This is a genomic window from Paenibacillus sp. BAC0078, assembly GCF_054483875.1.
Genome location: NZ_JBTLRW010000004.1, coordinates 186,063 through 210,195 on the forward strand (window position 1 = coordinate 186,063; position 24,133 = coordinate 210,195).

Genomic DNA, 24,133 nt, shown 5'->3' on the forward strand with positions numbered 1-24,133 from the left:
TACTGCAGGAGGGATAAGAGATGGGCAAATGGCTGAAAAAATTGGAGCAATGGGCAGGAGGCGGCGCTTCCGGCAGTTCGAAGCGGAGTAATACATTCCGTTGGCTGATCATTCTCGGGCTGCTCGGTGTAGCGATCATGCTGTTCAACTCCTTCGTGAATGTGAAGAAGCTGGACAGCGAGAATACGGGGCGTGAGCCGCCGCCGGTTGAAAGCTCGCAGTCGGCCCTGCAGCAGGGCGGCGGCACAGCCTCAGATTCTTTTGACAGCATAGAACAGGCAATGGAGGACCGCACAAAGGAAATCCTGGAGAAAATCGTTGGTGTCGGCACAGTGGACATCATGGTCACAGTGGATTCCACAGAGGAAGTCGTTGTGCAGCGGAACATGAACGACTCGCAGCAGCAGAGCGAAGAGACCGATGCCAGCGGCGGCAAGCGGCATACCACCCAGTATACAAGGGATGGTGAAATCGTCACTTACAGCCAGTCAGGCAACGAAACCCCGATCGTTACCAAACGGATCAAACCCCAGGTGCGCGGCGTGCTGGTTGTCGCCAAGGGGGCGGAGAACAAAGTCGTCCGTGGACTCATAGAACAGGCAATCGAAAAAGGCCTGAACGTGCCGGGCTACCGCATTTCCGTAGTTCCGCGCAAGCAGGAGTAGCAAGCCCGCATAAACAGGCAGCAGATAAGCAGGTGCAGTTCGAAACACAAGCATATGCTTCCGAAGCTGATTTTGCGAAGCGGATTCACGAAGCGTACGCTAACAAAACTTTAGGAGGAATAAAAATGAAGGGCAAAAGACAAACAATTTGGTTGGTTTCCATGCTCAGCTTGATGGTGGTGCTCTCCGCCTACTACTTATTCACGGAAGACACAGGAGCCTCCATTCCAAAAGAAACAGCGGGGAGCGTTCAAGTTGACACGTTGAAGGGTGGGGATGGGGCGCAGTCCACCGCTCTTGACAGCGGATTGGTTGTTAACGAAGTGACTACACAAGGCGTCAGCGCCGATGCAGGCAGTACCGAAGCCGGTACAGATGACAGCAAGCAGACGGCTTCCGCTGATGACAAGGCTGCTGCGGCCGATAAAGACAGCTCCACTGCAGATGCCGGAAAAACCGCTGCTAATACCGTTACAGAGGATGCAAGCAAAACGGCGGATGCCGCTAACACATCCAAAGATGATAAAAAAACCGCCGAAGATAGCTCAAAAGAAGCTAAAGATACCGCCGCAGCCAATACTGAGAAGACCCAGGCAAAGGACGATGCTGCAATTTTGGACGAAGTAGCCTCCCAAAGCGTTTCGGCCAGCAGCATGTTCAACAACTATCTCTATGAACGCGAGCAAAAGAATCAGAAGGACTACAATGATCTGCTTGCCGTGATTAACGACATGGATAAGACCCCGGCTGAAAATGCGGTTGCCAAGGAACAGCTCAGCAAGCTGGAGGAAAAAGAATCCAAAATTACTGGAATCGAAGAGAAGCTGCAGCAAAAATACGGTGAAGCGATTGTCAAGGAGGAATCGGGCAACACGTATACCGTTGTGGTCCAAAGCAATAAGCTTGATGTGAAGCAGGCGGTCGGAATCGTTGATCTTGTAATGAAGGAGCTCAGCATTACCCAGGACAAGATCCGGGTCCAATATGTATCCGAGAAGTAATAATGCGATGTACCGCTGGAGAAAATAGAAGAATTTGCCGAAAGGGCTCGGGTTATCCCGGGCTCTTTCCATTTCTAGCGTTTGTGATATAATACATAAAGTTATCTGGGAATGTAAGAAGAATAAGTGTTGTAAGAAGCGGATATCTGAAAGCGATTCAAGTGAAATCGCAAGCTTCGAGAGAAAGCTGAAGGAGTGAACTATTAAATGTTCAAGTTAAGCGAGATTAAGGAATTGATTAAATTACTGGACCAGACCTCCTCCGTACACGAACTGGAGATCGAAAGCGAAGGAATGAAGCTGGCTATCCGCAAACCGGATCGCCCTGAAGCTGATGGAACGGCAATTCAGGCGATTCCTTATGCCCAGCCCTTTACGCCAGCCCCGCAGCCGCAAAGTCCGTTGCATGCAGCACCTCCGGTTGTCACCGAGATTCCGGCAGTACAGCAAGCCCCGGCTTCTTCCGCTGAAGGCGCATTACATAAAATCGTCTCTCCAATGGTGGGGACCTTCTACAGTGCGGCTTCCCCGGAAGCTTCGAACTTCGTGAACGTAGGCGACCGGGTCAGCGAGAAATCAACGGTCTGCATTATTGAAGCTATGAAGCTGATGAATGAGCTGGAAGCAGAAGTAAGAGGCGAAATCGTGTCTGTACTTGCGGAGAACGGCCAGCTTGTGGAATACGGCCAGCCGCTGTTCCTGGTGAGACCGGAATAACTGCCGACAGAATCAAGAGGAGCTTGCAAGCTTCGTTAAACTTTGGGAGGAAACGAATGAACATTCAAAAAGTGTTGATTGCCAATCGCGGAGAAATCGCGGTCCGCATTATCCGGGCCTGCCGTGAAATGGGCATTTCCACCGTCGCTGTCTATTCGGAGCCTGACCGGGATTCGCTGCATGTCCGGCTGGCTGATGAAGCGTACTGTATCGGTCCGATGCCGTCCAAGGACAGCTATCTGAACTTTACCAATATTATGAGCGTGGCCACGCTGACGGAATGCGATGCCGTTCATCCGGGTTACGGATTTTTGGCCGAAAATGCGGATTTCGCAGAGATTTGTGAATCCTGCAACATTACCTTTATCGGTCCTTCGCCAGATGCTATTACCCGTATGGGGGACAAGGCGGTCGCCAAGGAAACCATGAAGCTGGCCGGAGTCCCTATTATTCCGGGCTCTGACGGGCTTGTAGGCGATGTTGAGGAGGCCGTAATGCTGGGCCGGGATATCGGCTATCCAATCATCGTAAAGGCAACCGCAGGCGGCGGAGGCAAGGGTATCCGCATTGCCGAGGATGAGGAATCGCTGGTGAAGCAGATTACCGCTGCCCAGCAGGAAGCCCAGAAGGCCTTCGGCAATGCCGGGGTGTACCTGGAGAAATTCCTCACAGGCATGAAGCATGTGGAGATTCAGATTATTGCCGATAAACATGGCAATGTCGTTCATCTGGGAGAGCGCGACTGCTCCGTTCAGCGCCGCCGCCAGAAGCTCATTGAAGAAGCTCCCTGCTCCGTTCTGACTCCGGAAATCCGCGAAGCCATGGGCCAGGCGGCTGTGCGCGCCGCACAGGCCGTAAATTACTCGGGCGCGGGCACGCTGGAGTTCCTGCTTGGACCGGACGGGCAGTTCTATTTCATGGAAATGAACACCCGGATTCAAGTGGAGCATCCGGTGACCGAGATGGTCACGGGCGTTGACTTAATCAAAGAAATGATTTCCGTGGCGGAAGGCCATCCTTTGTCATTTACTCAGGAAGATATCGTTATCAATGGCTGGTCCATTGAATGCCGCATCAATGCGGAAGATCCGGAGAAGAATTTCATGCCGTCACCAGGCAAGATCAATTTTTACTTGCCGCCAGGAGGCTTGGGTGTACGGGTGGACAGCGCCGCATATCCTGGATATACGATCTCTCCTTTTTATGACTCAATGATCGCCAAGCTGATTGTCTGGGCCCCGACCCGCCAGGAAGCTGTCGCCAAGATGAAGCGTGCGCTCTCGGAATTTGCTGTGGATGGCATACATACCACGATCTCATTCCACCAGAAATTACTGGAGCATCCGGTATTCTTGTCAGGTAATTTTGATATTAAATTCCTGGAGGAATATGAAATTTAGGACGGCTTCGCATTGTTTGTCATAAAGTTCGTCAAATGATATAGTATGTTTAATAAGAGACGTGCTTTGCGCTTGAAATATTGAACAACTTTTTCTTCGAAAGGTGTGAAGTCCATAATGAGTACATTGCCGACAGAATTTGAACGTACGGAAATTGGCGAGATCCAGATTGCTCCTGAGGTAATCGAGGTTATCGCAGGTTTGGCAACCGTAGAGGTTAAAGGCGTGGCAGGCATGAGCGGCGGTTTTGCCGGAGGCATCGTAGAGCTTCTCGGCCGCAAGAACATGTCCAAGGGCGTAAAGGTTGAGGTTGGACAGCGTGAGGCTGCCGTGGATGTGTCCGTTATCATTGAGTACGGCAACCGTCTGCCGGAAGTAGCTGGAGAAATTCAGCGCAACGTGAAACGCTCCATCGAGACCATGACCGGTCTGACCGTTGTTGAAGTGAATGTGCATATCCATGACGTGCAGTTCAAGACCAGCAGCGCTTCTGACAAGAACGAAGAAACGGAAGCGGTTCTCCGCGTGAAATAAGACCAGCGTCTTCCATAAACCCCCGACAGCACCGTCGAGGGTTTACTCTAATTTAAGGAGGTTATGAGACTCGTGGCAAAAATTTTGGACAGGCTTCTGCTGTTCCTCTACAGCTTAAGCATCGGAATATTATCTGTAATTGCCATCCTCCTCTTAAGCGGTGCCATTCCTGACTCCCTTGAGATAAAGGATGGGCCTGCGGCGTACATTACCGCCATCGCCATTGCAGTCATTCTGTTCCTGCTCAGCCTCCGGTTCTTCTACATTTCCTTGCGCCGCGACCGTGCTTCCCTGCCTTCGGTTGACCAGCGTACAGAATACGGGGATATTCAAATCTCCATGGAAACTATTGAGAATCTGAGCCTGAAGGCAGCCGGCAAAGTCAAAGGAATCAGAGATCTGAAGTCGCGCATCCGCGTCTCCCAGGCCGGTCTTGAGATCATGATCCGCGCGGTAGTGGACGGAGAGAACTCTCTGCCGCTGCTGACTACAGAGGTACAGCGCCAGGTGCATGATTTTGTGCAGGAAACGACCGGGATTCCAGTGGCTGATGTCTCGGTATACATTGCTAACCTCACACAGTCTCCAAGCTTCAAAAGTCGAGTGGAATAGAGGTGAGTTTCCCTTATGTTTTGGAAAGCACTATGGGAAAGTCACGGGGGTAGGATTGCCGGAGTCACCTTCGGCGTCGTTCTCGGATTGATTTATTTGATTAGCGGTTTTTGGGATATGCTGTTCTTTGCACTGGTAGTGTTCATCGGATATACGCTCGGCAAAAGAAAGGATACCGCGCAGCCTCCTCTGTTTCAATGGCAGGAGCTGATTGAGCGGTTGTCCGGACGCTGGCGTCCCTTCAAGTGAACCGCGATAGCCTTTTCTCCCGGAGCCTGGAACCCGTTCGTCTAAGTTGCCTGATCTGCCGGAGAAGGGCTGCGCGGTTTTTTTAGTTAGGATTTGCTAGGAAAATGGTGTTTTGTGAATGCCGCTTTCTGCGGGAGAAGGGTTTTGGTGGGAGTTTTTGAAGACGAGATAGTACCTCTGCGGTGTAGTTGCAGTTTGTGCAATTAAAACTCCGTAATTATGCTTCATTTCTGTTTTAACTGTATTTCGCACAATTAAATACGGCCATTAGCGTAAGAAATGGATTTTTTCTGATTTTTAATTGTACGAAATGCAATTAGGGATAGAATCTGCTCCATTAAGCCGAAAATAGTTGCAGGAAATACAATTATTGAAGCTGAACTTACGAAATTAGGCAGCCTGACCCGCGTGAAAGTGGATTTTTTAAATATAAGTTTGCGAAAGAAGATTGTAGGAGGATCAGATGAAGAGACGTTTAGCGAGAGAAATTATTGTCCAAAGCCTGTATCAGATGGAAATGAATGATGTGGAAAGTGCGGAAGCGGTAGAAATGCTGATTGCTGAAGCTTCGGAGGAGAACGAGACCGAGCATGTCATTACAGATGAAATCGAACTGAAGGCTTATGTGGTGGAGCATGTAAATGGCGTGTGGGAGCACAAGCTGGCCATTGACGACATGCTGGAGCATTACCTGAAGGGCTGGCAGATGAGCCGTCTCTCCCGGGTGGACCGCCAGATTTTGCGTTTGGCTACCTTTGAAATGGTATTTGCAAATGATGTTCCGGCCAAGGTTGCCGTCAATGAGGCGATTGATTTGGCCAAGCATTTCGGTACCGAGGATTCCGGTAAATTCGTGAACGGCGTGCTGGGCAAGATGATTCAGGAGCTTGATACACTGAAGACAGAACTGTAGGTTTTGATTGGTCGCCTGCTCACAAGGCGGGACTTACGATAGAATATTACAAGCTATATAAGTTGAACTAAAGAAAATATGAAAAGGGCCGAAGTGACGGAGGGGAAGTTTGGAACTGTAGGAGCGGTAGCGACCGCCTGAGAGCTTTCCGTAGGAAAGCTGGCATCGGAAGCATAGGCTGTATGCGGATTTCTACCGCGAAGAGCGGTTATAATCAAGAAATCTGCAGACGGGCAGCGGCCGGAAGTCCAAACATTCCCCGCAGTTACGACCAGACCCCAATATGAAAGCTATAGTTCAACCTGTATAGGCAAAATCTCAAAAGCAGATCAAAGGGGAGAGAATTACATGACAGCAGCAATCATCAGCGGTAAACAAGTATCTGACGAAATTCGTATCGACATTGCCCGGGAGGTTGCCTTCCTTGCTCAGCAGGGCGTAAAGCCCGGTCTTGCTGTCGTGCTGGTCGGTGAAGATCCGGCTTCTCAGGTCTATGTTCGTAATAAAGAGAAATCGAGCACAGAGCTGGGCTTCCATTCCGAAGTGCACAGACTGGATGCTTCCACTAGCCAGGAAGAGCTGCTGGCGCTCGTCGAAGAGCTGAACAGCCGTGATGAAATTGACGGTATTCTGGTTCAGCTTCCCCTTCCTAAGCATATTGACGAGAAGGCAGTAATTAATGCTATCGCGGTAGAAAAGGATGTTGACGGCTTCCATCCGATCAACGTGGGCAATCTGGTCATCGGGGACGACAGCCTGCTCCCTTGCACCCCTGCCGGCGTGATCGAGCTGATTAAGCGGACCGGCACCGGAATGTCCGGCAAGCATGCGGTCGTTATCGGCCGCAGCAACATCGTCGGCAAACCGGTCTCCCTGCTGCTGCAGCGCGAGAATGCTACGGTAACGATGTGCCACTCGCGTACCGCGAACATCGCCGAGCTTAGCCGCCAAGCGGATATTTTGGTCGTAGCTATCGGCCGCGCCAACTTCATTGACGGTTCTTTTGTGAAACCGGGTGCGGTTGTCATTGATGTTGGAATGAACCGTCTGGACAACGGCAAGCTGGCTGGAGATGTGGATTATGAGAGCGCCAAGGAAGTTGCGGGATACATTACACCTGTGCCGGGCGGCGTTGGACCGATGACGATTACGATGCTGATGAACAATACGCTGATTGCAGCGAAACGCCGCCGCGGCCTGGATAAGGAATAGGCCCGGTTTATGGCGGCAGAGCGGCAGGTCTATTCGATAAAAGAGCTTAACCGTTATATCCGCATGAAGCTGGATTCGGATGTGGTTCTCTCCGATGTGTGGGTTCGCGGAGAAATCTCCAATTTTACGCACCACGGCAGCGGGCATATGTATTTCACGCTTAAGGATGAGAGCAGCCGGATTAAGTCCATTATGTTCGCATCCCATAACCAGCGGCTGCCGTTTGTCCCCAAGGAAGGCGCCAAGGTCATTGCCAGAGGCAATGTGACTGTATATGAGCGGGACGGGCAGTACCAGTTCTATGCAACGCATATGCAGCCCGACGGAATCGGAAGCCTGTACCTGGCCTATGAGCAGCTTAAGAACAAGCTGGAGCTGGAAGGACTGTTCGCAGCGGCGCGCAAGCGGCCGCTGCCGCGGTTTCCGCGCTGTATCGGGGTAGTAACCTCCCCAACGGGCGCGGCTGTGCGGGATATCATTATCACCCTGCAGCGGCGGTTCCCGCAGGTGGCAATTGTGCTCTACCCCGTACTGGTGCAGGGCAAAGGCGCGGGGCCTTCCATTGTGAAGGCCATCCAGAACCTGAACGCCATGGGTGAGGCCGACGTGCTCATCGTCGGCCGTGGCGGCGGCTCCCTGGAGGAGCTGTGGGCCTTCAACGAGGAGGCCGTAGCCCGGGCGATTGCGGCCTCCGGCATTCCGGTCATCTCGGCCGTCGGCCACGAGACCGACTTCACAATCGCCGACTTCGCCGCCGATCTTCGGGCGGCGACCCCTACGGCGGCGGCCGAGCTGGCTGTGCCGCACGCCGCCGAGCTGGCGGCGCAGCTCCGCACAGCGCAGCAGCGCCTGCGGCAAGGGCTGCTGCGCCGCTCGCAGCGCGGCGGCGAGCGCTTGGCTTCGCTGCAGCGCTCGCTGGCGCTGGTCGGCCCGCGCCGCCAGCTGGCCCAGCACGCGCAGCGGCTGGACATGCTGCGCGCGGCCTTGCGCCGCGCAGCAGAGACCCGGCACGGCCGCGCGCGGGAGCGCCAGGCCGTGCTGCATCACAGCCTGCAGCGGTTCCACCCGCTGGGCAGTGTCAATGCGGCCCGGCAGCGCACAGAGAGCATCACCCGCGAGCTTGCGGGTGCGATGCAGGCGCGCCTGCAGGAGAAGCGCTCGCGCTTCGCAGCCGAGCTGCGCCAGCTCGATGCGCTCAGCCCGCTTAAGGTGATGTCGCGGGGCTACAGCCTCGTCTACGACGAGAAGGAAGAGCATTTAATCAAATCGCTGAAGGAAGTAGAGCTTGGCGATGTGGTCAACATAAAGCTGAATGACGGACAGCTAAGCTGTCAGGTATGGGGAATGAAGGAGGATGGCATAACGAATGGCGAAGGAAGCTGAACTGGATTTTGAGGGCGCGATGGAACGGCTGGAAGAAATCGTGCGTGAGCTTGAGCATGGCGACGTTCCCCTGGAGAAGGCAATTGATTTGTTCCAGCAGGGCATGAAGCTGTCGCAGCTTTGCGGAAGCAAGCTGGAGCAGGTGGAGCGCAAGATCGAAATGATCACTGAGATGGACGGGGAGCTGCGCAAGAAACCGTTCGGTGCCCGGCTGGAAGGTGACAGCGATGAGCCGATTTGAGCAGATGCCGGAAGCGGAGAGTGCTGAAAAGCGTCAGCCGTTGAGCGGATATATCGCCGAGATCAGCGCGCTGGTCATGAATGAGCTGGAGAGCACCTTCCCTTTGCAGTGGCAGGTTCCAGGCAAGCTGAAGGATGCAATGAATTACTCGCTGCAGGCCGGTGGCAAGCGCCTGCGCCCGCTGCTTGTCGTTGCCGCCTGTGAAGCGTTAGGAGGCCGCCGCGAGGCGGCGCTGCCGGTAGCTGCGGCAATTGAAATGGTACATACCTACTCGCTGATCCATGATGATCTGCCGGCTATGGATAATGACGATTACCGGCGCGGCAAGCTGACAAACCATAAAGTATTCGGAGAGGCTACCGCTATTCTGGCTGGGGATGCGCTGCTTACCCATGCTTTTTACAGCGTGGTCCAGGCTTCCCGGAGACATGGCGCTTCTGCGGAAAGTGTACTTTCCGTCGTTGAGGACTTGGCTGAAATGTCCGGGCCGCGCGGCATGGTTGGAGGCCAGATCGCCGATATGGAAGGCGAGCAGGGGCTTACCGATCTGCAGCAGCTGCAGTATATCCACCGTCATAAGACGGGGGATCTGATCATTTTCTCCCTGATGGCTGGCGGACGGATTGCAGGTGCGGACAACAGACAGCTCGAAGCGCTGCGTGATTTTGGGACCCACATTGGACTGGCCTTTCAGATTCAGGATGATATTCTTGATCTCGTTGGCGACGAGGGCAAGCTCGGCAAAAAAACAGGCAGCGACATCAAGCAGCAAAAGGTCACTTACCCTTATTTCATCGGGCTGGAAGCCTCCCGCGAAGAGGTGAAGAGACTGACGGAAGCTGCGCGAAATGCAGTGCTGGAAGGCGGCTTTCAGGACAATACGCGTCTGCTGGACATTGCGGAATATCTTATGGCGCGCGATCATTAGCATCAAATTCTGGAGCGGCTGTGTTTCGACGGCCGTTTCATTTGTGTTATAATGGGATTTATATATAATTTACAACATCTAGGAAAGCGGGGAATACTCGTGCTGCTTCCACAAATAAATGATCCGCAGCAACTTAAATCTTTGTCAGTCGAGGAGCTGGCTACCCTTGCGGAGGAGATCCGCCGGTTTCTGATCGAGAAGCTTACGGTAACTGGCGGACACCTCGGATCGAATCTCGGGGTAGTGGAACTCACGCTGGCCCTGCATTACTGTTATAACAGCCCTCGGGACAAAATGATCTATGACGTTGGCCATCAGGCTTATGTGCATAAGATTCTGACCGGACGCCAGGACCGTTTTGACACGCTGCGCAAAAAGGACGGATTATGCGGCTTCGTGAAACGCTCAGAGAGCGAGCATGATGTATGGGAGGCCGGACACAGCAGCACCTCCCTGTCCGCAGCAATAGGGATGGCGATGGCCCGTGACCTGAAAGGCGAGGACAACAAGGTTATCGCTGTAATCGGGGATGGGGCGCTGACCGGCGGGATGGCGTTTGAAGCGCTGAACCATATCGGCCATGAACAGCGTAAGCTGATGGTTATCCTGAATGACAACGAGATGTCCATTGCTCCGAATGTAGGGGCGATGCACAATTATTTGAGCAAAATCCGTTCGGACCGCCATTACTTGAGGGCCAAGGATGAAGTAGAAGGCCTGCTCAAGAAAATTCCTGCCATCGGCGGAAGGCTGGCCAAGACCGCCCAGAATGTGAAGGACAGTCTTAAATATATGATGGTTCCAGGCGTACTGTTCGAGGAGCTTGGCTTTACATATCTTGGACCGGTTGACGGCCATGACGTGGAGAAGCTGATTGATACCTTCCATCAGGCGGATAATGTATCCGGGCCTGTCCTGGTGCACGTTCTGACCACGAAAGGCAAAGGCTACAAACCTGCTGAAACCGATTTCTATAAATCGCATGCCATCTCCCCTTACAAGATTGAATCCGGTCAGTCCCTGAAGGCGGTAGGCACTCCGATGTACACCGAAGTGTTCGGCGAGACGCTGATTGAATTGGGCCGCGAAGACAAGAGGCTCATTGCTGTGACTCCGGCGATGCCGGGCGGCTCCGGTCTGTTCCCGTTCGCCAAGGAGTTTCCCGACCGGATGATTGATGTCGGCATTGCCGAGCAACACGCAGCTACACTCTGCGCGGCGCTGGCGATGGAAGGGCTGAAGCCGATATACGCCGTCTACTCGACCTTTATGCAGCGGGCTTATGATCAGATTGTACATGATATCTGCCGTCATAACGCCAATGTTATGTTCGCCATTGACCGTGCGGGCTTTGTGGGCGCCGACGGCGAGACACACCAGGGCGTATACGACATCGCCTTTATGCGGCACATCCCCAACATGGTAATGATGATGCCGAAGGATGAAAATGAGCTGCGCCATATGATGAAGACGGCGCTTGAGTATAACGACGGGCCGATTGCCTACCGTTATCCGCGCATTAACGGAACAGGGGTCGCGCTGGATGCCGAGCTGAAGGTTCTGCCGATTGGCTCCTGGGAGCGCCTGCGCCCTGGCGATGATTATGCTGTGCTGGCCTGCGGCCCGATGGTTCAGGTGGCCGAGGAAGCAGCGGAGCAGCTTAAGCGTGAGGGCATTCAGGTGGGCGTTGTCAATGCACGGTTCCTGAAGCCGCTTGACAGCTCCATGCTGCTGGATCTGGCTGGGGCCGGAACCGGAATGATCGTGCTGGAAGAAGCCAGCCAGGCGGGAAGCCTGGGCAGTGCAGTGCTTGAATTTTATGCGGAGCATGAAATTTATGATGCGCGGGTTCAATTGATGGGCGTACCGGATGTTTTTGTCGAACATGGCTCCGTTAAGGAACAGCGCCAGGAGACCGGACTTACCGTTGAAGCCGTAATGGGCCGGATTAAGGCGATGAAGGCATTAAGCGCGTATTCCTACAAGACAACTTCAACCTCCTGAAGCAGGAACGTCGAAGCGGTAACATGAAGAACAATCAGGAGATGACCATGGAACACCCAAAAGAACGGATAGATGTATTGTTAGTGGAACAAGGCTTTTACGAGAGCCGCGAGAAGGCCAAGGCCGCCATTATGGCCGGTCTTGTGCTTGCAGATGAAGAGCGGATTGAGAAGGCCGGCATGAAGGTGCCGCGCAGTGCTGCCTTGAGGGTTAAAGGTGCAGTGCACCCTTATGTCAGCCGGGGCGGACTGAAGCTGGAGAAGGCGCTGCGGCAGTTTGGCATTGATCTGAACGGGCGTACCATGCTGGATATCGGCTCTTCTACAGGCGGCTTTACCGATTGTGCCCTCCAGAATGGAGTGAGCCATGTTTACGCTATTGATGTCGGCTATAACCAACTGGACTGGAGCTTGCGCAATGATAAGCGGGTAACTGTAATGGAGCAGACGAATTTCCGCTACATGACGCCTCCTGATCTGCAAGGGCCTGTACCAGATTTTGCTAGCATAGATGTCTCATTTATATCCCTGAAGATTATCCTGCCGCCGCTTAAGGCGCTGCTTAATCGTCCGGCAGATATTGCTGCGCTGATCAAGCCGCAATTCGAGGCCGGACGGGAAAAGGTAGGCAAATCCGGCGTAGTCCGTGAACCGGCTGTCCACAAGGAAGTGCTGATGAATGTGCTGGGCATGGCCGCAGAGCTGGGCTACCGTCTGGAAGGCTTAACCTTTTCTCCGATCACCGGCGGGGAAGGGAATATAGAGTTTTTGGCACACTGGAAGCTGCTTCCCGATACTGTGGAGACTGCAGCAGGGGAGCATGATGCAGCCGGGGGCCGTAAGCCGGAGGATTTCGCAGCGCTCGCCGATACAGTGATCGGGGAAGCCGCGAACACCTTCAAAGTCAGTAACTCTGGAAACTCATCGAAGAAACGATGAGTTTCTTTTGCTTAATCCAGTCTTTTTAAACTGTACTTAAAAAACATAAACAAGGGTAGAAGTACGGAGGGGAAGTTTGGAATTGGAGGAGCGGTAGCGGCCGGAAATCCAAACATTCCCCGCAGTACGACTAGACCCTTGTCCCCCCATCTGCGAATTCTGGGCAAACTAGGCTGTAATAAGCAGGATTTCACCGGCCCTCAAGCGAATTAGTCACCGAGGTGATGGAATTGGCGGGCTCGGATCAGGCCGTGATGGTGTTAATTGGACTGGTGGTCGCAATATTTGTCATTTACCGGTTTTACATATGGCTGCAAAGCTCTCCGCGTTCTTTTATGAAGGACCGGGTGCCGATCAACAAGGACATTTTGCCCTCACCATCCATCGACTTGCTGGAAGCGGCAGGTTATGAAGTGATTGGCGGCAAATTGAAAATCCCCTTGTCCTTCAAGGTGGATGGGACCTCCATGTACAGCAGGCTGTTCATTGATTACGTGGCCAGCAAGGAAGAAGACAGAGACCGCTTCTATTTGGTGATTCTGTCTCGCCCGCGCAAAGCACTGGAGCTTACCGGAAGCGGACTTCGCGACGCCCTGCTGCCCTATCTGCTGATCTATCCTGAATGCAGCGGAGTGCTGTATGTCAACACCGCCACCTCCGTGATCCATGAGATCAAGCTCGGCAAAGACGATGGAGAATCCAATTAAGGCTCAAACTTTTAAAATATGGGAGGCAACAATGAAGGGACACAGGCACATTAAAATACGTGAAATCATTACGCAACAGGAAATTGAGACGCAGGATGATCTGGTTGAGGCGCTGCGCGAGGCCGGCTTCCAGGTAACCCAGGCTACAGTGTCAAGGGATATTAAGGAGCTGCTGCTGATCAAAGTCCCAATGGACGACGGCCGCTACAAATATTCCCTGCCTACAGACCAGCGTTATAACCCGACGCAGAAGCTGAAGCGCGTGCTGGTGGACAATTTTGTGCATATTGATTATTCCGCCAACCTTGTGGTGATGAAATGCCTTCCGGGAACGGCTAACTCTGTTGCAGCGCTGATTGACAATATTGATTGGCCGCAGATTATGGGGACCATTTCCGGCGATGATACCATCCTGATTATTTGTCGCCAGCCGGAGGACAGCAAAAACGTCATTTCACAGATCATGGGGTATATTTCCTAGTACGTTGTTATCAGCAGTACCGCTTACCTTGTTATAACATACATTCTGCATACATCTTTTCGGAGGTGCTGTATTCGTGTTAGAAACGTTGTCGATCCGCAATCTCGCCGTTGTTGAAGCGGTGGATGTGCATTTTTATCCCGGTTTTCATGTGCTTACAGGGGAGACCGGAGCAGGTAAATCCATAATCATTGATGCGCTGGGGCTCGTGGTCGGTGGCCGGGGCTCTGCGGATTCCATCCGTTACGGGACGGAGAAGGCCGAGATGGAGGCGCTGTTCAGTCTGCCTGTCAGCCATCCCGTATGGGAAACGCTGGAGCGTCTGGGCATCACAGCGCAGCCTGAAGAGCACTTGGTTATCCGCCGTGAGATCACCTCCCTTGGCAAAAGCACCTCGCGCGTCAACGGGCAAATGGTGAATCTCAGCATGCTGCGGGAAATTGGCGAGCAGCTTGTGAATATTCACGGGCAGCATGAGCACCAGAATCTGCTGAAGGCGGAGCGCCATCTGGGTCTGCTGGATACATACGGTGAGGCTGTAATCGGACCGCTTAAGGCGGACTATCAAGAGAAATATACCGCTTTTGCCAAGGTGGAAAAAGAGCTCCGCGAGCTGCAGGAATCCAGCCAAAAGGCTTACCAGATGCTTGATTTATACCGTTTTCAGCTGGAGGAAATTTCTTCCGCCAGACTAAAACCGGGTGAGGATGAATTACTTGCCGAAGAAAGGGTCAAACTATCCCACAGCGAGAAAATGATGGATTCCGTCTCTGGCGCATACGAGCTGCTGTATGACCGGCAGGGTCTGGAGTTGATTGGCAATGTGATTTCCAAGCTGGAGGATGCGGTACGTTATGATGAAAAGGGTCTGCGGGCTGTGTTCGATCAGCTTCAGTCCTCATATTACCAGCTAGAGGATGTCGCTTTTCAGCTTCGCGATTACCGGGAGGATATTGAGTTCAACCCGGCGCGTCTGGAGGATATCGAGAACCGTCTGGATCTGATCTCCGGCCTGCGGCGCAAATATGGGGACAGCGTGGAGCAGATTCTGGCCTATTATGAGCAAATTAGCCGGGAGACCGATCTGCTGGAGAACAAGGATGAGTATATCGAGAAGCTGACGGTGAAGCGGGACGGACTTCTGAATACGCTAATGGAGGCGGCCGAAGCATTAAGCGGGGCCCGGCGGCAATGCGCAACTGATCTGGCGGCCCAGGTTGAGGGTGAGCTGAAGGATCTGCAGATGGAACGGACCTCGCTGCAGGTCAAAATGGATACGCTGGAGGACCCGCGGGGCGTTGAATACCAGGACCGCCGCTACCGGCTGACCCGGCAGGGGATCGACAGTGCAGAGTTCATGATCTCCCCGAATCCCGGCGAACCGCTGAGACCTCTGGGCAAGATTGCCTCCGGCGGGGAGCTGTCGCGGATTATGCTGGCGATGAAGAGTATTTTTGCCCGGCATGATGCCATTCCCGTTCTGATTTTTGACGAAGTGGATACCGGGGTCAGCGGACGTGCGGCCCAGTCGATTGCCGATAAGCTGTACAAGCTCTCGTCCACCTGTCAGGTGTTCTCCATTACCCATCTGCCGCAGGTGGCCTGCATGGCCGACCATCAGTATCTGATCCGCAAAAAAGTCGAGGACGGACGCACGATGACCGAAGTCGAATCGCTATCGGATGATGGCCGGGTGATGGAACTGGCCCGGATGCTGGGCGGTGTGGAAATTACCGAAAAAACCTTGCATCACGCACAGGAAATGCTCGGTCTGGCCGAGGCCAGCAAAGCGGCTGCAGGGTAAGCGGGACAATGATTGACAGTAATAAAAGCCTGGGGGCAAGGTTATCTTATAGGTACGCAATTGGCGACCACCTTTTTCGTCAAGCGAAAGAAGCAAAAGGGAGCGTGACAGCCATTGAACCCGAACCTCAGGAAGTTAATACCCGGCCTTTTATTAGCCTTCTTTCTCAGCTTATCGGGCATAACGGGACCTCTTCAGAGCTATGCCGCACCGCTGGATATCCCGCCTGACCGAGCCGTTCAGGGGGAGACCCGGAACCTTAAGGTCATCCCGGGAGGCCAGACCATTGGTGTGAAAGTAAAGTCCGCAGGCGTTTTGGTTGTAGGCCATCATCTGATTGAAGTATCGCATGAATCCAAGCTGTCACCCGGCGAGAACAGCGGGCTGCTGCCCGGTGATCTTATGATCTCCATTGACGGTGTGAAGCTGGACGAGGTATCCAAGGTAGCCAAGCTGGTGGAGCGTGCAGGCAAAGCAAATGAATCGCTCACCATTGTATTCAAGCGTGCCGGGAAAGAGCATACAGCGAAGCTGAAGCCGGCGTATGACCGCAATGACAAAGTGTGGCGGCTCGGTCTGTATATCCGCGATTCTGCAGCAGGTGTAGGCACCTTAACCTTTTATGCTCCTGAGCAGGGAGTGTATGGCGCGCTGGGACATGTCATCACGGATATGAATACCGGAACACCGATTGTTGTCGGCAGTGGACACATTGTTCAATCCAGCGTCACCTCCATTTCCAAAAGCCAGGACGGAGATCCCGGAGAGAAGCGGGCCCAATTCCTGAAGGAGAGCCAGGTTCTAGGAAATGTGGAGAGCAACACTGATTTCGGGATTTTCGGTAAAATGACACGCAACCCGGATCATAGTCTGTACCAGGAGCCTATTCCGGTCGCCATGAGCAATGAGGTCAAAGAAGGACCGGCACAAATTCTTACGGTTGTAGACGGACAGCAGGTTGAGCGCTTCAACGTGGAAATCATTCATGTCGCCCGTCAAGACAGACCTGCCACCAAAGGCATGGTGCTGCGCATTACCGATCCCCGGCTGATTGATAAGACCGGCGGTATAGTTCAAGGCATGAGCGGCAGCCCAATTGTGCAGAATGGCCGTCTGGTTGGTGCAGTGACCCATGTCTTCGTCAATGATCCCAAATCGGGTTATGGCTGCTTCATCGAATGGATGCTTAAGGATTCCGGCGTTGCCCAGCAAGGATATAATCTTCCCTATAATCTTAAGGCGGTTTAGCCTTAAGATTTTTTGTCGAAGGGCAACGAGAAAGATCGAACGATGAAACAAAATATTTAATTATAATCTAATGCCGAAAAAAAATAAAGAAAAATAATTTTCGACAGAAGGATATTCAAATGGCATGTCGAAACAGTAAAGGAGCGAAGATAAATGTTATTTTCGAATAGCAGAGATAATTAAGGAGGAAGCAGCCAGTGCAGAATATTGAAGTGTTGTTGGCAGATGATAACAGGGAGTTTACGAATTTGCTTGCCGAGTACATTACGGAACAAGAAGATATGACTGTAACAGGCATCGCCTATAATGGGGAAGAAGTGCTTCAAATGCTAAGCGAAGCCCGCAAAATCCCCGATGTCCTTATCCTTGATATCATCATGCCGCACCTGGACGGATTAGGTGTTCTGGAGCGCTTGCGCGATATGGATTTGAAGCCGGAGCCGAAGATCATCATGCTGACCGCCTTCGGTCAAGAGAACATTACTCAGCGTGCTGTGCAGCTTGGAGCATCTTATTATATTTTGAAACCGTTCGATATGGAGGTTCTGGCCAACCGCGTGCGTCAGCTTGTCGGCACACAGGGCAGCATGAGCACATCATCCGGCGTGACCAGCTATTCCGGCTCCAGAGCGAGTAATGTAGTACCGCTCTCCAAGGGCAAAAATCTGGATGCGAACATTACCTCGATCATCCATGAAATCGGTGTTCCTGCGCATATCAAAGGCTACCAATACTTACGCGAAGCCATTACAATGGTGTACAACAATATCGAGATCCTTGGTGCCATCACCAAGACCCTGTACCCGGCCATCGCCGAAAAATTCAAAACCACACCGTCACGCGTCGAGCGTGCCATCCGTCACGCCATCGAAGTCGCCTGGACCCGCGGCAACATCGACAGCATCAGCCATCTGTTCGGCTACACCATTAACATCTCCAAATCCAAGCCGACTAACTCGGAGTTTATTGCCATGGTTGCAGACAAGCTGCGGATTGAGCATAAGGTGTCTTGAAAGGGTAAGGATGAGTAAAATAAATAATACCGCTATTTCTTGGATTGAACTAATTCAAGAAAGGCGGTATTTTTTAGAAATTTCTACATAATGCAATGAAGATGGGAAGAACTTTGACATTGAAAAGGAAATATTTTTTGTTTTTTTTAACGATTGTCATATCTCTAATTTCATTAAGTGGATGTGTTACAGAAAAGGACCTGAAAACTCCTGTCCGAATTTATTTACATGAAAAATATGGATTGAATGAAAAATTTGAATTTCTAACATGGGATAATAATTGGTTTGAGGGTATTGAACATCAGACAGCTATTGAAATCCAAAAGCCGTACCATGCTACTGCTTTTATTGCGATAGAACGTGATATTTACAAAATTAAAGAGGAAGAAAGTGACAATGTATTTTTTGAATTATATAAAGGAGCTTATATTGAACAGCATCCGGATGTAATTAAGGTAGCAGAACAACTAATTAACAAGTATGATTTAATGAAGAAGTCGGAGCATGAGTACGATAAAATGAAAGGAAACTTCTATTATTATCTTAATGTTAAGATGAATCCCAAACAGGAGGATGAACTTGTAGAAGTATTTAGACGTACCCAAAACATAGATACCATAAGCTCTTTACCTAAACTGACAAATTCTTTAGAAAAAGAAGGTCATGGTTATCCAGGTGTAATCAATTTAAATTTTGATTTTAATACTTACAAACAAACTAAAGATGTTCCACAAGCCAAGGATATTTTAAGAGACTTTGAAAAAAGTCATGTACTTACTGCTGGTCTTTATTCTATCTCAGTGCAAACTATTGAGGTTCATGATCAGGGTTATTCTCAAGGAATCGATTCTAGGAATAGTATGGTTCTTTTTAGGGTGGATAGGAATGGTATATTTGAAGGAGCAGAGAAATGAACACATCAGAGTTTCAACAGTATGTAAGTGAATACAGTAAGATTAAAGGGTTCGATACGAGCACAATTGAACAAAGGACGCTATATTTGATGACAGAAGTTGGAGAGCTGGCGAAGGAAATTTTAAGTGTCTCTTTCCATCCTGATGCTGAAAAGAAAGAAAACTTGGGGTTCGAGATGTATGATGTTGTATGGAATATATTTGATCTAGCCAACAAGCTAGGCATTGACCTTAATCATGCATTCAAGCGTAAGATGGAGATAAATGAACAGAGAACGTGGAGATAGGAGTTTATCATTGCCTGTTAAGCTTATGGAATACGAGTGCTAGGCCCATTCAGGATGGATGGGAATAATTGATAAAAGAAACTACATGGAATTCATGTTTTCCTTTAAACTCATAATACCCAAACACCCGCTACAGCACCGATCAATAAGATCGCAATACTGCAGCGGGTGTTGTTTTTTACGCAGACTCCTTATGTACTTCTAAATATTGCTACACCCGAATATCAATCGACGGCGAAGCGGGAGCTGCTGGCTCTGTTTTTGAGCTGGATGCTTGAGCCTTATCAGTACCGTCTTTGTCTTTGCTTATGGAGGATTTATTTTTAACATCCTTGTCGTCCTTATCCTCGGTGGGGTGGAGTGAGGCTGGGCCATTTTTTATTGCGGAGGCTTCGTTGTTGTTGTCCTTCAGGTCGGATACTAACTCTCCGATTTTGTTGTTGATGCCGTTTATGCTTGAGTTGATTTCCTGGATATGCTCCCTTTTGGATTGAAGAACAGTCCGTTCCGCATTCTCCAGCATTAGGGGTCTGCCAATATCATTTGTTGGATTATTGGACAGGCGATCCTCTTCCAACTTAATTTCACCTTGTATCGGCTTAATCGAGCTTTCCATCTGCTTGTTGAGCCCAACGAGCTTGCCCAGACGGTCATAGGTGGTGTGGCTCTTTATGATCACATTCATTGACTGGGCAACGGCACTTGTTTCAGGACTTACTTCAGCGTTTGCTTCCGGCTTTTTGGTTTCCTCTTTTTTAGGCTGGGCTTTTTCGATTTTTTCCTGCATTTCCTCGGCTTTGATCTGGGCGATCTGGGCATCAGTTTCCTGTATGGATGTTCTCAGGGCTTGAATACGTTCCTGCTTCAGCTTTTTATCCATCGTTTCATTGGATCTGACCACTTCAATTTGTTCATTTAGCTGGGATTTTCGCTCGATCAGACTTTGAATTTCCTTGTCTCTTGATTTTGGAATGGCTTGAGAGTTGGTGGAGGGGACAGGGGTAGAGTTTTTGGATATGGATGAGATTGATGTCACAAGGATTTCCTCCCAATTTAAAGAATTTATTACCATGTACAAGCTATATCGGCAACTATTCCAAATTGATTAAGGGAATAACTGTTATTATGAAACATGAATTGTTCTGTTGTGTTATGATTAGAAGTGAAGTGACTGTCAGCTTTTGAAAATGAATAATATTGCCCTTTCTTGTAGCCATTTATTCATCTTGATCCACAAACAAACACAGAAGAGGGGGATTCCATAATGAGAATCAACATGAAGTTTACCAGCAAAGGCAAAGCGGCGATAGAGAATTTTAACAACGAAGAGCTGCTGGAGATTTTCGCAAGATACATCAGAACATTAACCAAGAAATATGACATTGAAGTGGATGTGCCGCTTGAAGTGAACCAGAATATCGTGAGTGACGGAATCATCATCGCGATGGCGCAGAATGTGAATTGCGACGCGGACACCTTTTTCAAGGAATTGAGCCGTGACGTTAAGGTTCCGCTGAAAAAAAGATTGGGCGGTAAGCTGGAAAATGTCTTCAAAACGGAGTTCATCGAGTAGTTCTTCATTGTCTTGTTTCAGGGTACAAAAGGAGAAGTTACATGCGTAAACTCACGGCTTTTATTATTTTTATCTCTGCTGTGCTCCTTGCTTCCCCGGTCTCGGCTTCAGGTGCCACCGTTCTCAAGCTTTCCCATAAGGTCTTGACTACTGACGGAACTAGTATTGTAGCTGCGGGCGGGGGAAATGTAGTACTGAATGGTACTCTACTGAATACTAGAACACAACAAACGCTTAATCTAAGCATAGGCGCTGACGAGCCGATCCTCGATGTGAAAACCTTAAGCCATCCGGATAAAATAATTGTCCTAACCCGTTCGAAGGAACGGAAGATTCTGAAATATAGCTTCTCCACAGACGGAAGACTGCTGCAGAAGAGCTTCATCAACATTCCGCTTGGTGAGCAGGGAAGAGCCCAGTGGACTTCCTCAGCAGCAAATACGCCTGAACAGGTGTGGGTGCAAAGGGATAAGCTGTTCTCCGTCTATAAAGCACCTTGGCTCAAGGCTGAAACGTCATTTGACTCTACCTACAAGGATACCGCTTATGAATATTCCAATGTGATAGACTGGAGAGCTTCTTCTTCACCTTATCTTGTACTGGAATATGACGGTGCAGTGATTATGGGCAGCCAGCGGTATTTAACTATTGTGAATATGAAAGATAAGTCGCAGCGTACACTTGAGATTGATCAGAACCCCTTTCTGAATCTCCAGATCACGGGCAGCAAGCTTGCGGTGACTACGAATTGGTGGTATCAAGACCCGTTCCCTGCTAACGTTGAGCACCCCGATTCTGGTAAGGAGCAGCCGCTGCTAAGCTTGATTGATCTGCAGACCGCAGCCTCAACTGTGATGCTGAAAGGTACGTTTGAAGAGAAAGCCGATGCAGTTTCCGGCTGGGAGAGTGAACTCTTCGGCTCGCAGATGTATGTCAAGAATTTGCTGACCAACACCTGGTCACTGTATGATCTGACTGGTCGTAGCGTATTGTCAAATCAGCCTGCACCAGCGGTTGCCGCAAACAGTACGGCTCACTTCATAGGGTATGATGCTGCAGCACAGAAGGCTTTTTTTGCGACATTCTCCTCTTCCAAAACCCAGGTATCCATTACATCCGTTCCTGTAAAATAACAATAAAACAGCCAGTCTACACAATAAAGTGCAGGCTGGCTGTTTTGCGCTTGGAAAGGTGTATATGTGGGAGTGCTGAAATAATAACGATTAAGCATCCAAGTGATCGGTACCGTTCAGTTTTCTTCCAGTGAGAACGGTTTGGATAATCTCAATAAAATCAGGTGAAGCGTTAGCCTCCACCGCTAATTCGTAGATGTTCAACAATTGTTCGTCAGACAATAGCTCCAGGGATGAGGGGCGCGGAGAAGGATGAAAGTAATAATCCATTAGATTCCTCCATCGGTTATTTTAGTAGATTGTAAAAATACTGCAACCTATCCTAAATGGTACCATTTGGAAGACGATCCGTCCCCTGGCATTCGCCCTGCGAATATTTCTTTACAATTCATGGCTATTATGGGATAATATTTGGTTTATTTTAACTTTTATATGTATAAAAGTACTTTGCTGGTCAAAACAACAAGTCCAATACCTGAGCGGTATCGGACTTGTTGTTTTAAAGGCATCATTTTGATGATTCGGATGAATTTTTCTTTCGAGAAGCTAAAAATCGTTTGAGCCGTGGTTCATTAGGTTCCGATACTGTAGCAAATTGTTCTCCCTGTTGAAACGTAACAATCTTTCGTTCGGAGTCATAACAGTCAATTTGGTTGAGACTTACGACATTGCTTCGGTCAAGACGTTCAAAGCCATTGCCCTTATAAGCAGTCAAAAGATCTGAAAGTGTAGTAGGGAGAACAAACTCGCCTTCTTTCGTATGGACGAATATTGCATTCTTATAGCTGGAGAAATACAATATATCTTCTTCCCGGATATCCCGGGAGGCTCCGTCGTTTAGCAAGACCCGCATGTTCTCCCCATCCTTGTATGATTACTTCCGCAGTTCTTTAGGGGCTTCTGGACTGTAAAATGCTGGTTTCATGATTGAAACAAAAAAACGGGCAGATGCTGCAAGAGCAGAAGAGGTATGCTTGGCAATCGTTTTTTTCATTGTAATTCCCTCCTTTTCCATGGAATCACTGTTAAAGATTGAACTAAAAAAGCCAAACCTATAACAGACGAATGAATTAAAAAATTGGAGCTTACCAGAATAATGGAAATTAATTTTAAAGTAGGATATATTTGAAGTGGTATTCTGGCATTCTTGTCAGGGTTGGGTGCAAAGGCAATAATAATTAAAAAACTGATTGAATTTAATATCCAAAGCCAGGGTCCCAAAAAAACGATCAGGTAAGGAGAAAGTGTGCTCAATAAAATTGTAACGATATTGCAGGCTGTAGCGGTTTTTAAATGAAATCCTCCAGAAGCTAGACGGAGTAACGAGAAGCAAAAAAGAAAAGTGAGAGATTCTCCAAAATGTCCTGTAACGCCACCAATAATTGCGGTTGCTATTATAATTAAACAAGTATTTAGGATAATACTTAATGAATATTGCATGACCTCAACGGAGTGCGTATCCTCGGAGTTAGCATTTTTTATTGCAATTGCAATTCTATTTGCTAATAAGTTCATCATCGCTTCGATCCTTTATGTAAGACAGAGATAAGTAACCGTACAACAGAATGCCATATGCAAGAGGCATTAAAAAGAAAAATTGAGAATAATTTTTAGTTAATGATAGCATTAATAAAACGATGAAAATTGAAGGGACACTAAAAGCAAAAATTTTAACTTCACGTGACCTGATTTTTACTTTTTCATTTTGTTTATCAGGGACAAAGTCGAAACCTCTTCTTCCTCTACTGATAAATGAAGCAATTATAAGTGCAGTGACTGCAGAAGCAACCTGTAATATATAAATTCCAACTGAAGTGAAAGGGAAGTTTAAAGAATACAATCCAGTAAATTTCATTATCAAATAACATGTGGATTGAATTAACATGTAGGAGAGATAAGTTAATCCGTTCATAATGGCAGCATAGAAAATATGAATTCTAAATAGCAGCCACATAAAAAAGAAGGTTAATAGATATTGAATTACAACATCTGTTAGAATTAAACCATAGTCATGGCGAAGTACATAAGAAATAAATCCCATAAGCAAGCTGGCAAATATAGTTTCTTTGACATACATGTCAATCTTGAATACTTTAAAAGCAAGATAAAACATGGCGTATGTTTCTAGTACCGAAAACACCATATAAAGCACAAATTCCAGCATGCATACACTCCC

The 24,133-nt window shown here is 49.5% G+C and carries 28 protein-coding genes; 23 read left to right on the top strand and 5 right to left on the bottom strand.

Features of this window, described 5'->3' with window-relative positions; genetic code table 11:
• Positions 1–20 precede the first annotated feature (20 nt).
• The 21 genes from spoIIIAG (at position 21) to ACX1DY_RS10295 (ending at position 19,251) form a co-directional block, all read left to right on the top strand.
• Positions 21–665 carry a stage III sporulation protein AG gene (gene spoIIIAG / locus ACX1DY_RS10195; protein WP_458964084.1) on the top strand — a complete coding sequence of 215 codons (645 nt, stop codon included), beginning with the start codon at positions 21–23 and terminating at the stop codon, positions 663–665.
• A gap of 125 nt (positions 666–790) precedes the next feature.
• Complete coding sequence (locus tag ACX1DY_RS10200) at positions 791–1,666, top strand: SpoIIIAH-like family protein (RefSeq protein ID WP_458964085.1); 876 nt, start codon at positions 791–793, stop codon at positions 1,664–1,666.
• A gap of 207 nt (positions 1,667–1,873) precedes the next feature.
• Complete coding sequence (gene accB / locus ACX1DY_RS10205; RefSeq protein WP_458964086.1) at positions 1,874–2,383, top strand: acetyl-CoA carboxylase biotin carboxyl carrier protein; 510 nt, start codon at positions 1,874–1,876, stop codon at positions 2,381–2,383.
• A gap of 56 nt (positions 2,384–2,439) precedes the next feature.
• Positions 2,440–3,783 (top strand): acetyl-CoA carboxylase biotin carboxylase subunit, encoded by a 1,344-nt coding sequence (gene accC, locus ACX1DY_RS10210; RefSeq protein WP_458964087.1) that lies wholly within the window; start codon positions 2,440–2,442, stop codon positions 3,781–3,783.
• Positions 3,784–3,900: 117 nt separating this feature from the next.
• Positions 3,901–4,317: an Asp23/Gls24 family envelope stress response protein gene (locus ACX1DY_RS10215; RefSeq protein WP_458964088.1), complete on the top strand. Its 417-nt coding sequence runs from the start codon at positions 3,901–3,903 to the stop codon at positions 4,315–4,317.
• A gap of 72 nt (positions 4,318–4,389) precedes the next feature.
• Positions 4,390–4,929: an alkaline shock response membrane anchor protein AmaP gene (amaP, locus tag ACX1DY_RS10220; RefSeq protein WP_458964089.1), complete on the top strand. Its 540-nt coding sequence runs from the start codon at positions 4,390–4,392 to the stop codon at positions 4,927–4,929.
• A 15-nt stretch (positions 4,930–4,944) separates the two neighbouring features.
• Positions 4,945–5,178 (top strand): DUF2273 domain-containing protein, encoded by a 234-nt coding sequence (locus ACX1DY_RS10225; protein WP_458964090.1) that lies wholly within the window; start codon positions 4,945–4,947, stop codon positions 5,176–5,178.
• 463 nt (positions 5,179–5,641) lie between these two features.
• Positions 5,642–6,091 carry a transcription antitermination factor NusB gene (gene nusB / locus ACX1DY_RS10230; RefSeq protein ID WP_458964091.1) on the top strand — a complete coding sequence of 150 codons (450 nt, stop codon included), beginning with the start codon at positions 5,642–5,644 and terminating at the stop codon, positions 6,089–6,091.
• Between the two features lie 348 nt (positions 6,092–6,439).
• Complete coding sequence (gene folD, locus ACX1DY_RS10235) at positions 6,440–7,303, top strand: bifunctional methylenetetrahydrofolate dehydrogenase/methenyltetrahydrofolate cyclohydrolase FolD (RefSeq protein WP_458964092.1); 864 nt, start codon at positions 6,440–6,442, stop codon at positions 7,301–7,303.
• Positions 7,304–7,312: 9 nt separating this feature from the next.
• Positions 7,313–8,686 (top strand): exodeoxyribonuclease VII large subunit, encoded by a 1,374-nt coding sequence (gene xseA, locus ACX1DY_RS10240; RefSeq protein ID WP_458964093.1) that lies wholly within the window; start codon positions 7,313–7,315, stop codon positions 8,684–8,686.
• Positions 8,670–8,927, top strand: a complete 258-nt coding sequence (gene xseB, locus ACX1DY_RS10245; protein WP_458964094.1) for an exodeoxyribonuclease VII small subunit — start codon at positions 8,670–8,672, stop codon at positions 8,925–8,927. Before xseA ends, xseB begins: the two co-directional genes overlap by 17 nt.
• Positions 8,914–9,855: a polyprenyl synthetase family protein gene (locus ACX1DY_RS10250; protein ID WP_458964095.1), complete on the top strand. Its 942-nt coding sequence runs from the start codon at positions 8,914–8,916 to the stop codon at positions 9,853–9,855. The genes xseB and ACX1DY_RS10250 overlap by 14 nt, the downstream gene beginning before the upstream one ends.
• 99 nt (positions 9,856–9,954) lie before the next feature.
• Positions 9,955–11,859 (top strand): 1-deoxy-D-xylulose-5-phosphate synthase, encoded by a 1,905-nt coding sequence (gene dxs, locus ACX1DY_RS10255; RefSeq protein WP_458964096.1) that lies wholly within the window; start codon positions 9,955–9,957, stop codon positions 11,857–11,859.
• Positions 11,860–11,906: 47 nt separating this feature from the next.
• Positions 11,907–12,797: a TlyA family RNA methyltransferase gene (locus ACX1DY_RS10260; RefSeq protein ID WP_458964097.1), complete on the top strand. Its 891-nt coding sequence runs from the start codon at positions 11,907–11,909 to the stop codon at positions 12,795–12,797.
• A gap of 230 nt (positions 12,798–13,027) precedes the next feature.
• On the top strand, positions 13,028–13,504 hold the full coding sequence (locus ACX1DY_RS10265; protein ID WP_458964098.1) for a hypothetical protein: 477 nt from the start codon (positions 13,028–13,030) through the stop codon (positions 13,502–13,504).
• A gap of 31 nt (positions 13,505–13,535) precedes the next feature.
• Complete coding sequence (ahrC, locus tag ACX1DY_RS10270; protein ID WP_458964099.1) at positions 13,536–13,985, top strand: transcriptional regulator AhrC/ArgR; 450 nt, start codon at positions 13,536–13,538, stop codon at positions 13,983–13,985.
• Between the two features lie 76 nt (positions 13,986–14,061).
• The gene (gene recN / locus ACX1DY_RS10275) at positions 14,062–15,789 is read left to right on the top strand and encodes a DNA repair protein RecN (protein ID WP_458964100.1); all 1,728 of its coding nucleotides are present in this window, start codon (positions 14,062–14,064) and stop codon (positions 15,787–15,789) included.
• Between the two features lie 114 nt (positions 15,790–15,903).
• Positions 15,904–17,037 (top strand): SpoIVB peptidase, encoded by a 1,134-nt coding sequence (gene spoIVB, locus ACX1DY_RS10280; RefSeq protein ID WP_458964101.1) that lies wholly within the window; start codon positions 15,904–15,906, stop codon positions 17,035–17,037.
• A 197-nt stretch (positions 17,038–17,234) separates the two neighbouring features.
• Positions 17,235–18,050 (top strand): sporulation transcription factor Spo0A, encoded by an 816-nt coding sequence (gene spo0A, locus ACX1DY_RS10285; RefSeq protein ID WP_458964102.1) that lies wholly within the window; start codon positions 17,235–17,237, stop codon positions 18,048–18,050.
• Between the two features lie 119 nt (positions 18,051–18,169).
• Positions 18,170–18,964: a hypothetical protein gene (locus tag ACX1DY_RS10290; RefSeq protein WP_458964103.1), complete on the top strand. Its 795-nt coding sequence runs from the start codon at positions 18,170–18,172 to the stop codon at positions 18,962–18,964.
• On the top strand, positions 18,961–19,251 hold the full coding sequence (locus tag ACX1DY_RS10295; protein ID WP_458964104.1) for a MazG nucleotide pyrophosphohydrolase domain-containing protein: 291 nt from the start codon (positions 18,961–18,963) through the stop codon (positions 19,249–19,251). Before ACX1DY_RS10290 ends, ACX1DY_RS10295 begins: the two co-directional genes overlap by 4 nt.
• A 211-nt stretch (positions 19,252–19,462) precedes the next feature.
• Here the strand turns inward: ACX1DY_RS10295 and ACX1DY_RS10300 are convergent, their stop codons facing one another.
• Positions 19,463–20,287 carry a FlxA-like family protein gene (locus ACX1DY_RS10300; RefSeq protein ID WP_458964105.1) on the bottom strand — a complete coding sequence of 275 codons (825 nt, stop codon included), beginning with the start codon at positions 20,285–20,287 and terminating at the stop codon, positions 19,463–19,465.
• Between the two features lie 228 nt (positions 20,288–20,515).
• Between ACX1DY_RS10300 and ACX1DY_RS10305 the strand changes: the two genes are divergently transcribed.
• Entirely contained in the window at positions 20,516–20,824 is a 309-nt protein-coding gene (locus tag ACX1DY_RS10305; RefSeq protein ID WP_019909691.1) for a hypothetical protein, read from the top strand.
• Between the two features lie 41 nt (positions 20,825–20,865).
• Positions 20,866–21,957, top strand: a complete 1,092-nt coding sequence (locus ACX1DY_RS10310; protein ID WP_458964106.1) for a hypothetical protein — start codon at positions 20,866–20,868, stop codon at positions 21,955–21,957.
• A gap of 90 nt (positions 21,958–22,047) precedes the next feature.
• On the opposite strand, the gene ACX1DY_RS10315 is transcribed toward ACX1DY_RS10310, so the two are convergent.
• The 4 genes from ACX1DY_RS10315 to ACX1DY_RS10330 all read right to left on the bottom strand — a co-directional run bounded on the left by ACX1DY_RS10315 (position 22,048) and on the right by ACX1DY_RS10330 (position 24,121).
• Positions 22,048–22,227 carry a sporulation histidine kinase inhibitor Sda gene (locus tag ACX1DY_RS10315; RefSeq protein ID WP_019909694.1) on the bottom strand — a complete coding sequence of 60 codons (180 nt, stop codon included), beginning with the start codon at positions 22,225–22,227 and terminating at the stop codon, positions 22,048–22,050.
• A gap of 238 nt (positions 22,228–22,465) precedes the next feature.
• Positions 22,466–22,810, bottom strand: coding sequence for a LytTR family transcriptional regulator DNA-binding domain-containing protein (locus ACX1DY_RS10320; protein ID WP_458964107.1), 345 nt, complete (start codon positions 22,808–22,810; stop codon positions 22,466–22,468).
• Between the two features lie 137 nt (positions 22,811–22,947).
• Complete coding sequence (locus tag ACX1DY_RS10325) at positions 22,948–23,475, bottom strand: accessory gene regulator ArgB-like protein (protein WP_458964108.1); 528 nt, start codon at positions 23,473–23,475, stop codon at positions 22,948–22,950.
• Positions 23,453–24,121: a hypothetical protein gene (locus ACX1DY_RS10330; RefSeq protein WP_458964109.1), complete on the bottom strand. Its 669-nt coding sequence runs from the start codon at positions 24,119–24,121 to the stop codon at positions 23,453–23,455. The genes ACX1DY_RS10325 and ACX1DY_RS10330 overlap by 23 nt, the downstream gene beginning before the upstream one ends.
• Positions 24,122–24,133 lie beyond the last annotated feature (12 nt).

Coding starts and splice junctions, on each gene's coding strand:
- ACX1DY_RS10315 (WP_019909694.1), bottom strand. CDS start 22,227: ATGGATTATTACTTTCATCCTTCTCCGCGCCCCTCATCCCTGGAGCTA.
- xseA (WP_458964093.1), top strand. CDS start 7,313: ATGGCGGCAGAGCGGCAGGTCTATTCGATAAAAGAGCTTAACCGTTAT.
- ACX1DY_RS10250 (WP_458964095.1), top strand. CDS start 8,914: ATGAGCCGATTTGAGCAGATGCCGGAAGCGGAGAGTGCTGAAAAGCGT.
- ACX1DY_RS10305 (WP_019909691.1), top strand. CDS start 20,516: ATGAGAATCAACATGAAGTTTACCAGCAAAGGCAAAGCGGCGATAGAG.
- ACX1DY_RS10200 (WP_458964085.1), top strand. CDS start 791: ATGAAGGGCAAAAGACAAACAATTTGGTTGGTTTCCATGCTCAGCTTG.
- nusB (WP_458964091.1), top strand. CDS start 5,642: ATGAAGAGACGTTTAGCGAGAGAAATTATTGTCCAAAGCCTGTATCAG.
- ACX1DY_RS10310 (WP_458964106.1), top strand. CDS start 20,866: ATGCGTAAACTCACGGCTTTTATTATTTTTATCTCTGCTGTGCTCCTT.
- ACX1DY_RS10295 (WP_458964104.1), top strand. CDS start 18,961: ATGAACACATCAGAGTTTCAACAGTATGTAAGTGAATACAGTAAGATT.
- accB (WP_458964086.1), top strand. CDS start 1,874: ATGTTCAAGTTAAGCGAGATTAAGGAATTGATTAAATTACTGGACCAG.
- ACX1DY_RS10225 (WP_458964090.1), top strand. CDS start 4,945: ATGTTTTGGAAAGCACTATGGGAAAGTCACGGGGGTAGGATTGCCGGA.
- folD (WP_458964092.1), top strand. CDS start 6,440: ATGACAGCAGCAATCATCAGCGGTAAACAAGTATCTGACGAAATTCGT.
- ahrC (WP_458964099.1), top strand. CDS start 13,536: ATGAAGGGACACAGGCACATTAAAATACGTGAAATCATTACGCAACAG.
- ACX1DY_RS10325 (WP_458964108.1), bottom strand. CDS start 23,475: ATGATGAACTTATTAGCAAATAGAATTGCAATTGCAATAAAAAATGCT.
- accC (WP_458964087.1), top strand. CDS start 2,440: ATGAACATTCAAAAAGTGTTGATTGCCAATCGCGGAGAAATCGCGGTC.
- spoIIIAG (WP_458964084.1), top strand. CDS start 21: ATGGGCAAATGGCTGAAAAAATTGGAGCAATGGGCAGGAGGCGGCGCT.
- ACX1DY_RS10260 (WP_458964097.1), top strand. CDS start 11,907: ATGGAACACCCAAAAGAACGGATAGATGTATTGTTAGTGGAACAAGGC.
- ACX1DY_RS10330 (WP_458964109.1), bottom strand. CDS start 24,121: ATGCTGGAATTTGTGCTTTATATGGTGTTTTCGGTACTAGAAACATAC.
- ACX1DY_RS10320 (WP_458964107.1), bottom strand. CDS start 22,810: ATGCGGGTCTTGCTAAACGACGGAGCCTCCCGGGATATCCGGGAAGAA.
- ACX1DY_RS10215 (WP_458964088.1), top strand. CDS start 3,901: ATGAGTACATTGCCGACAGAATTTGAACGTACGGAAATTGGCGAGATC.
- xseB (WP_458964094.1), top strand. CDS start 8,670: ATGGCGAAGGAAGCTGAACTGGATTTTGAGGGCGCGATGGAACGGCTG.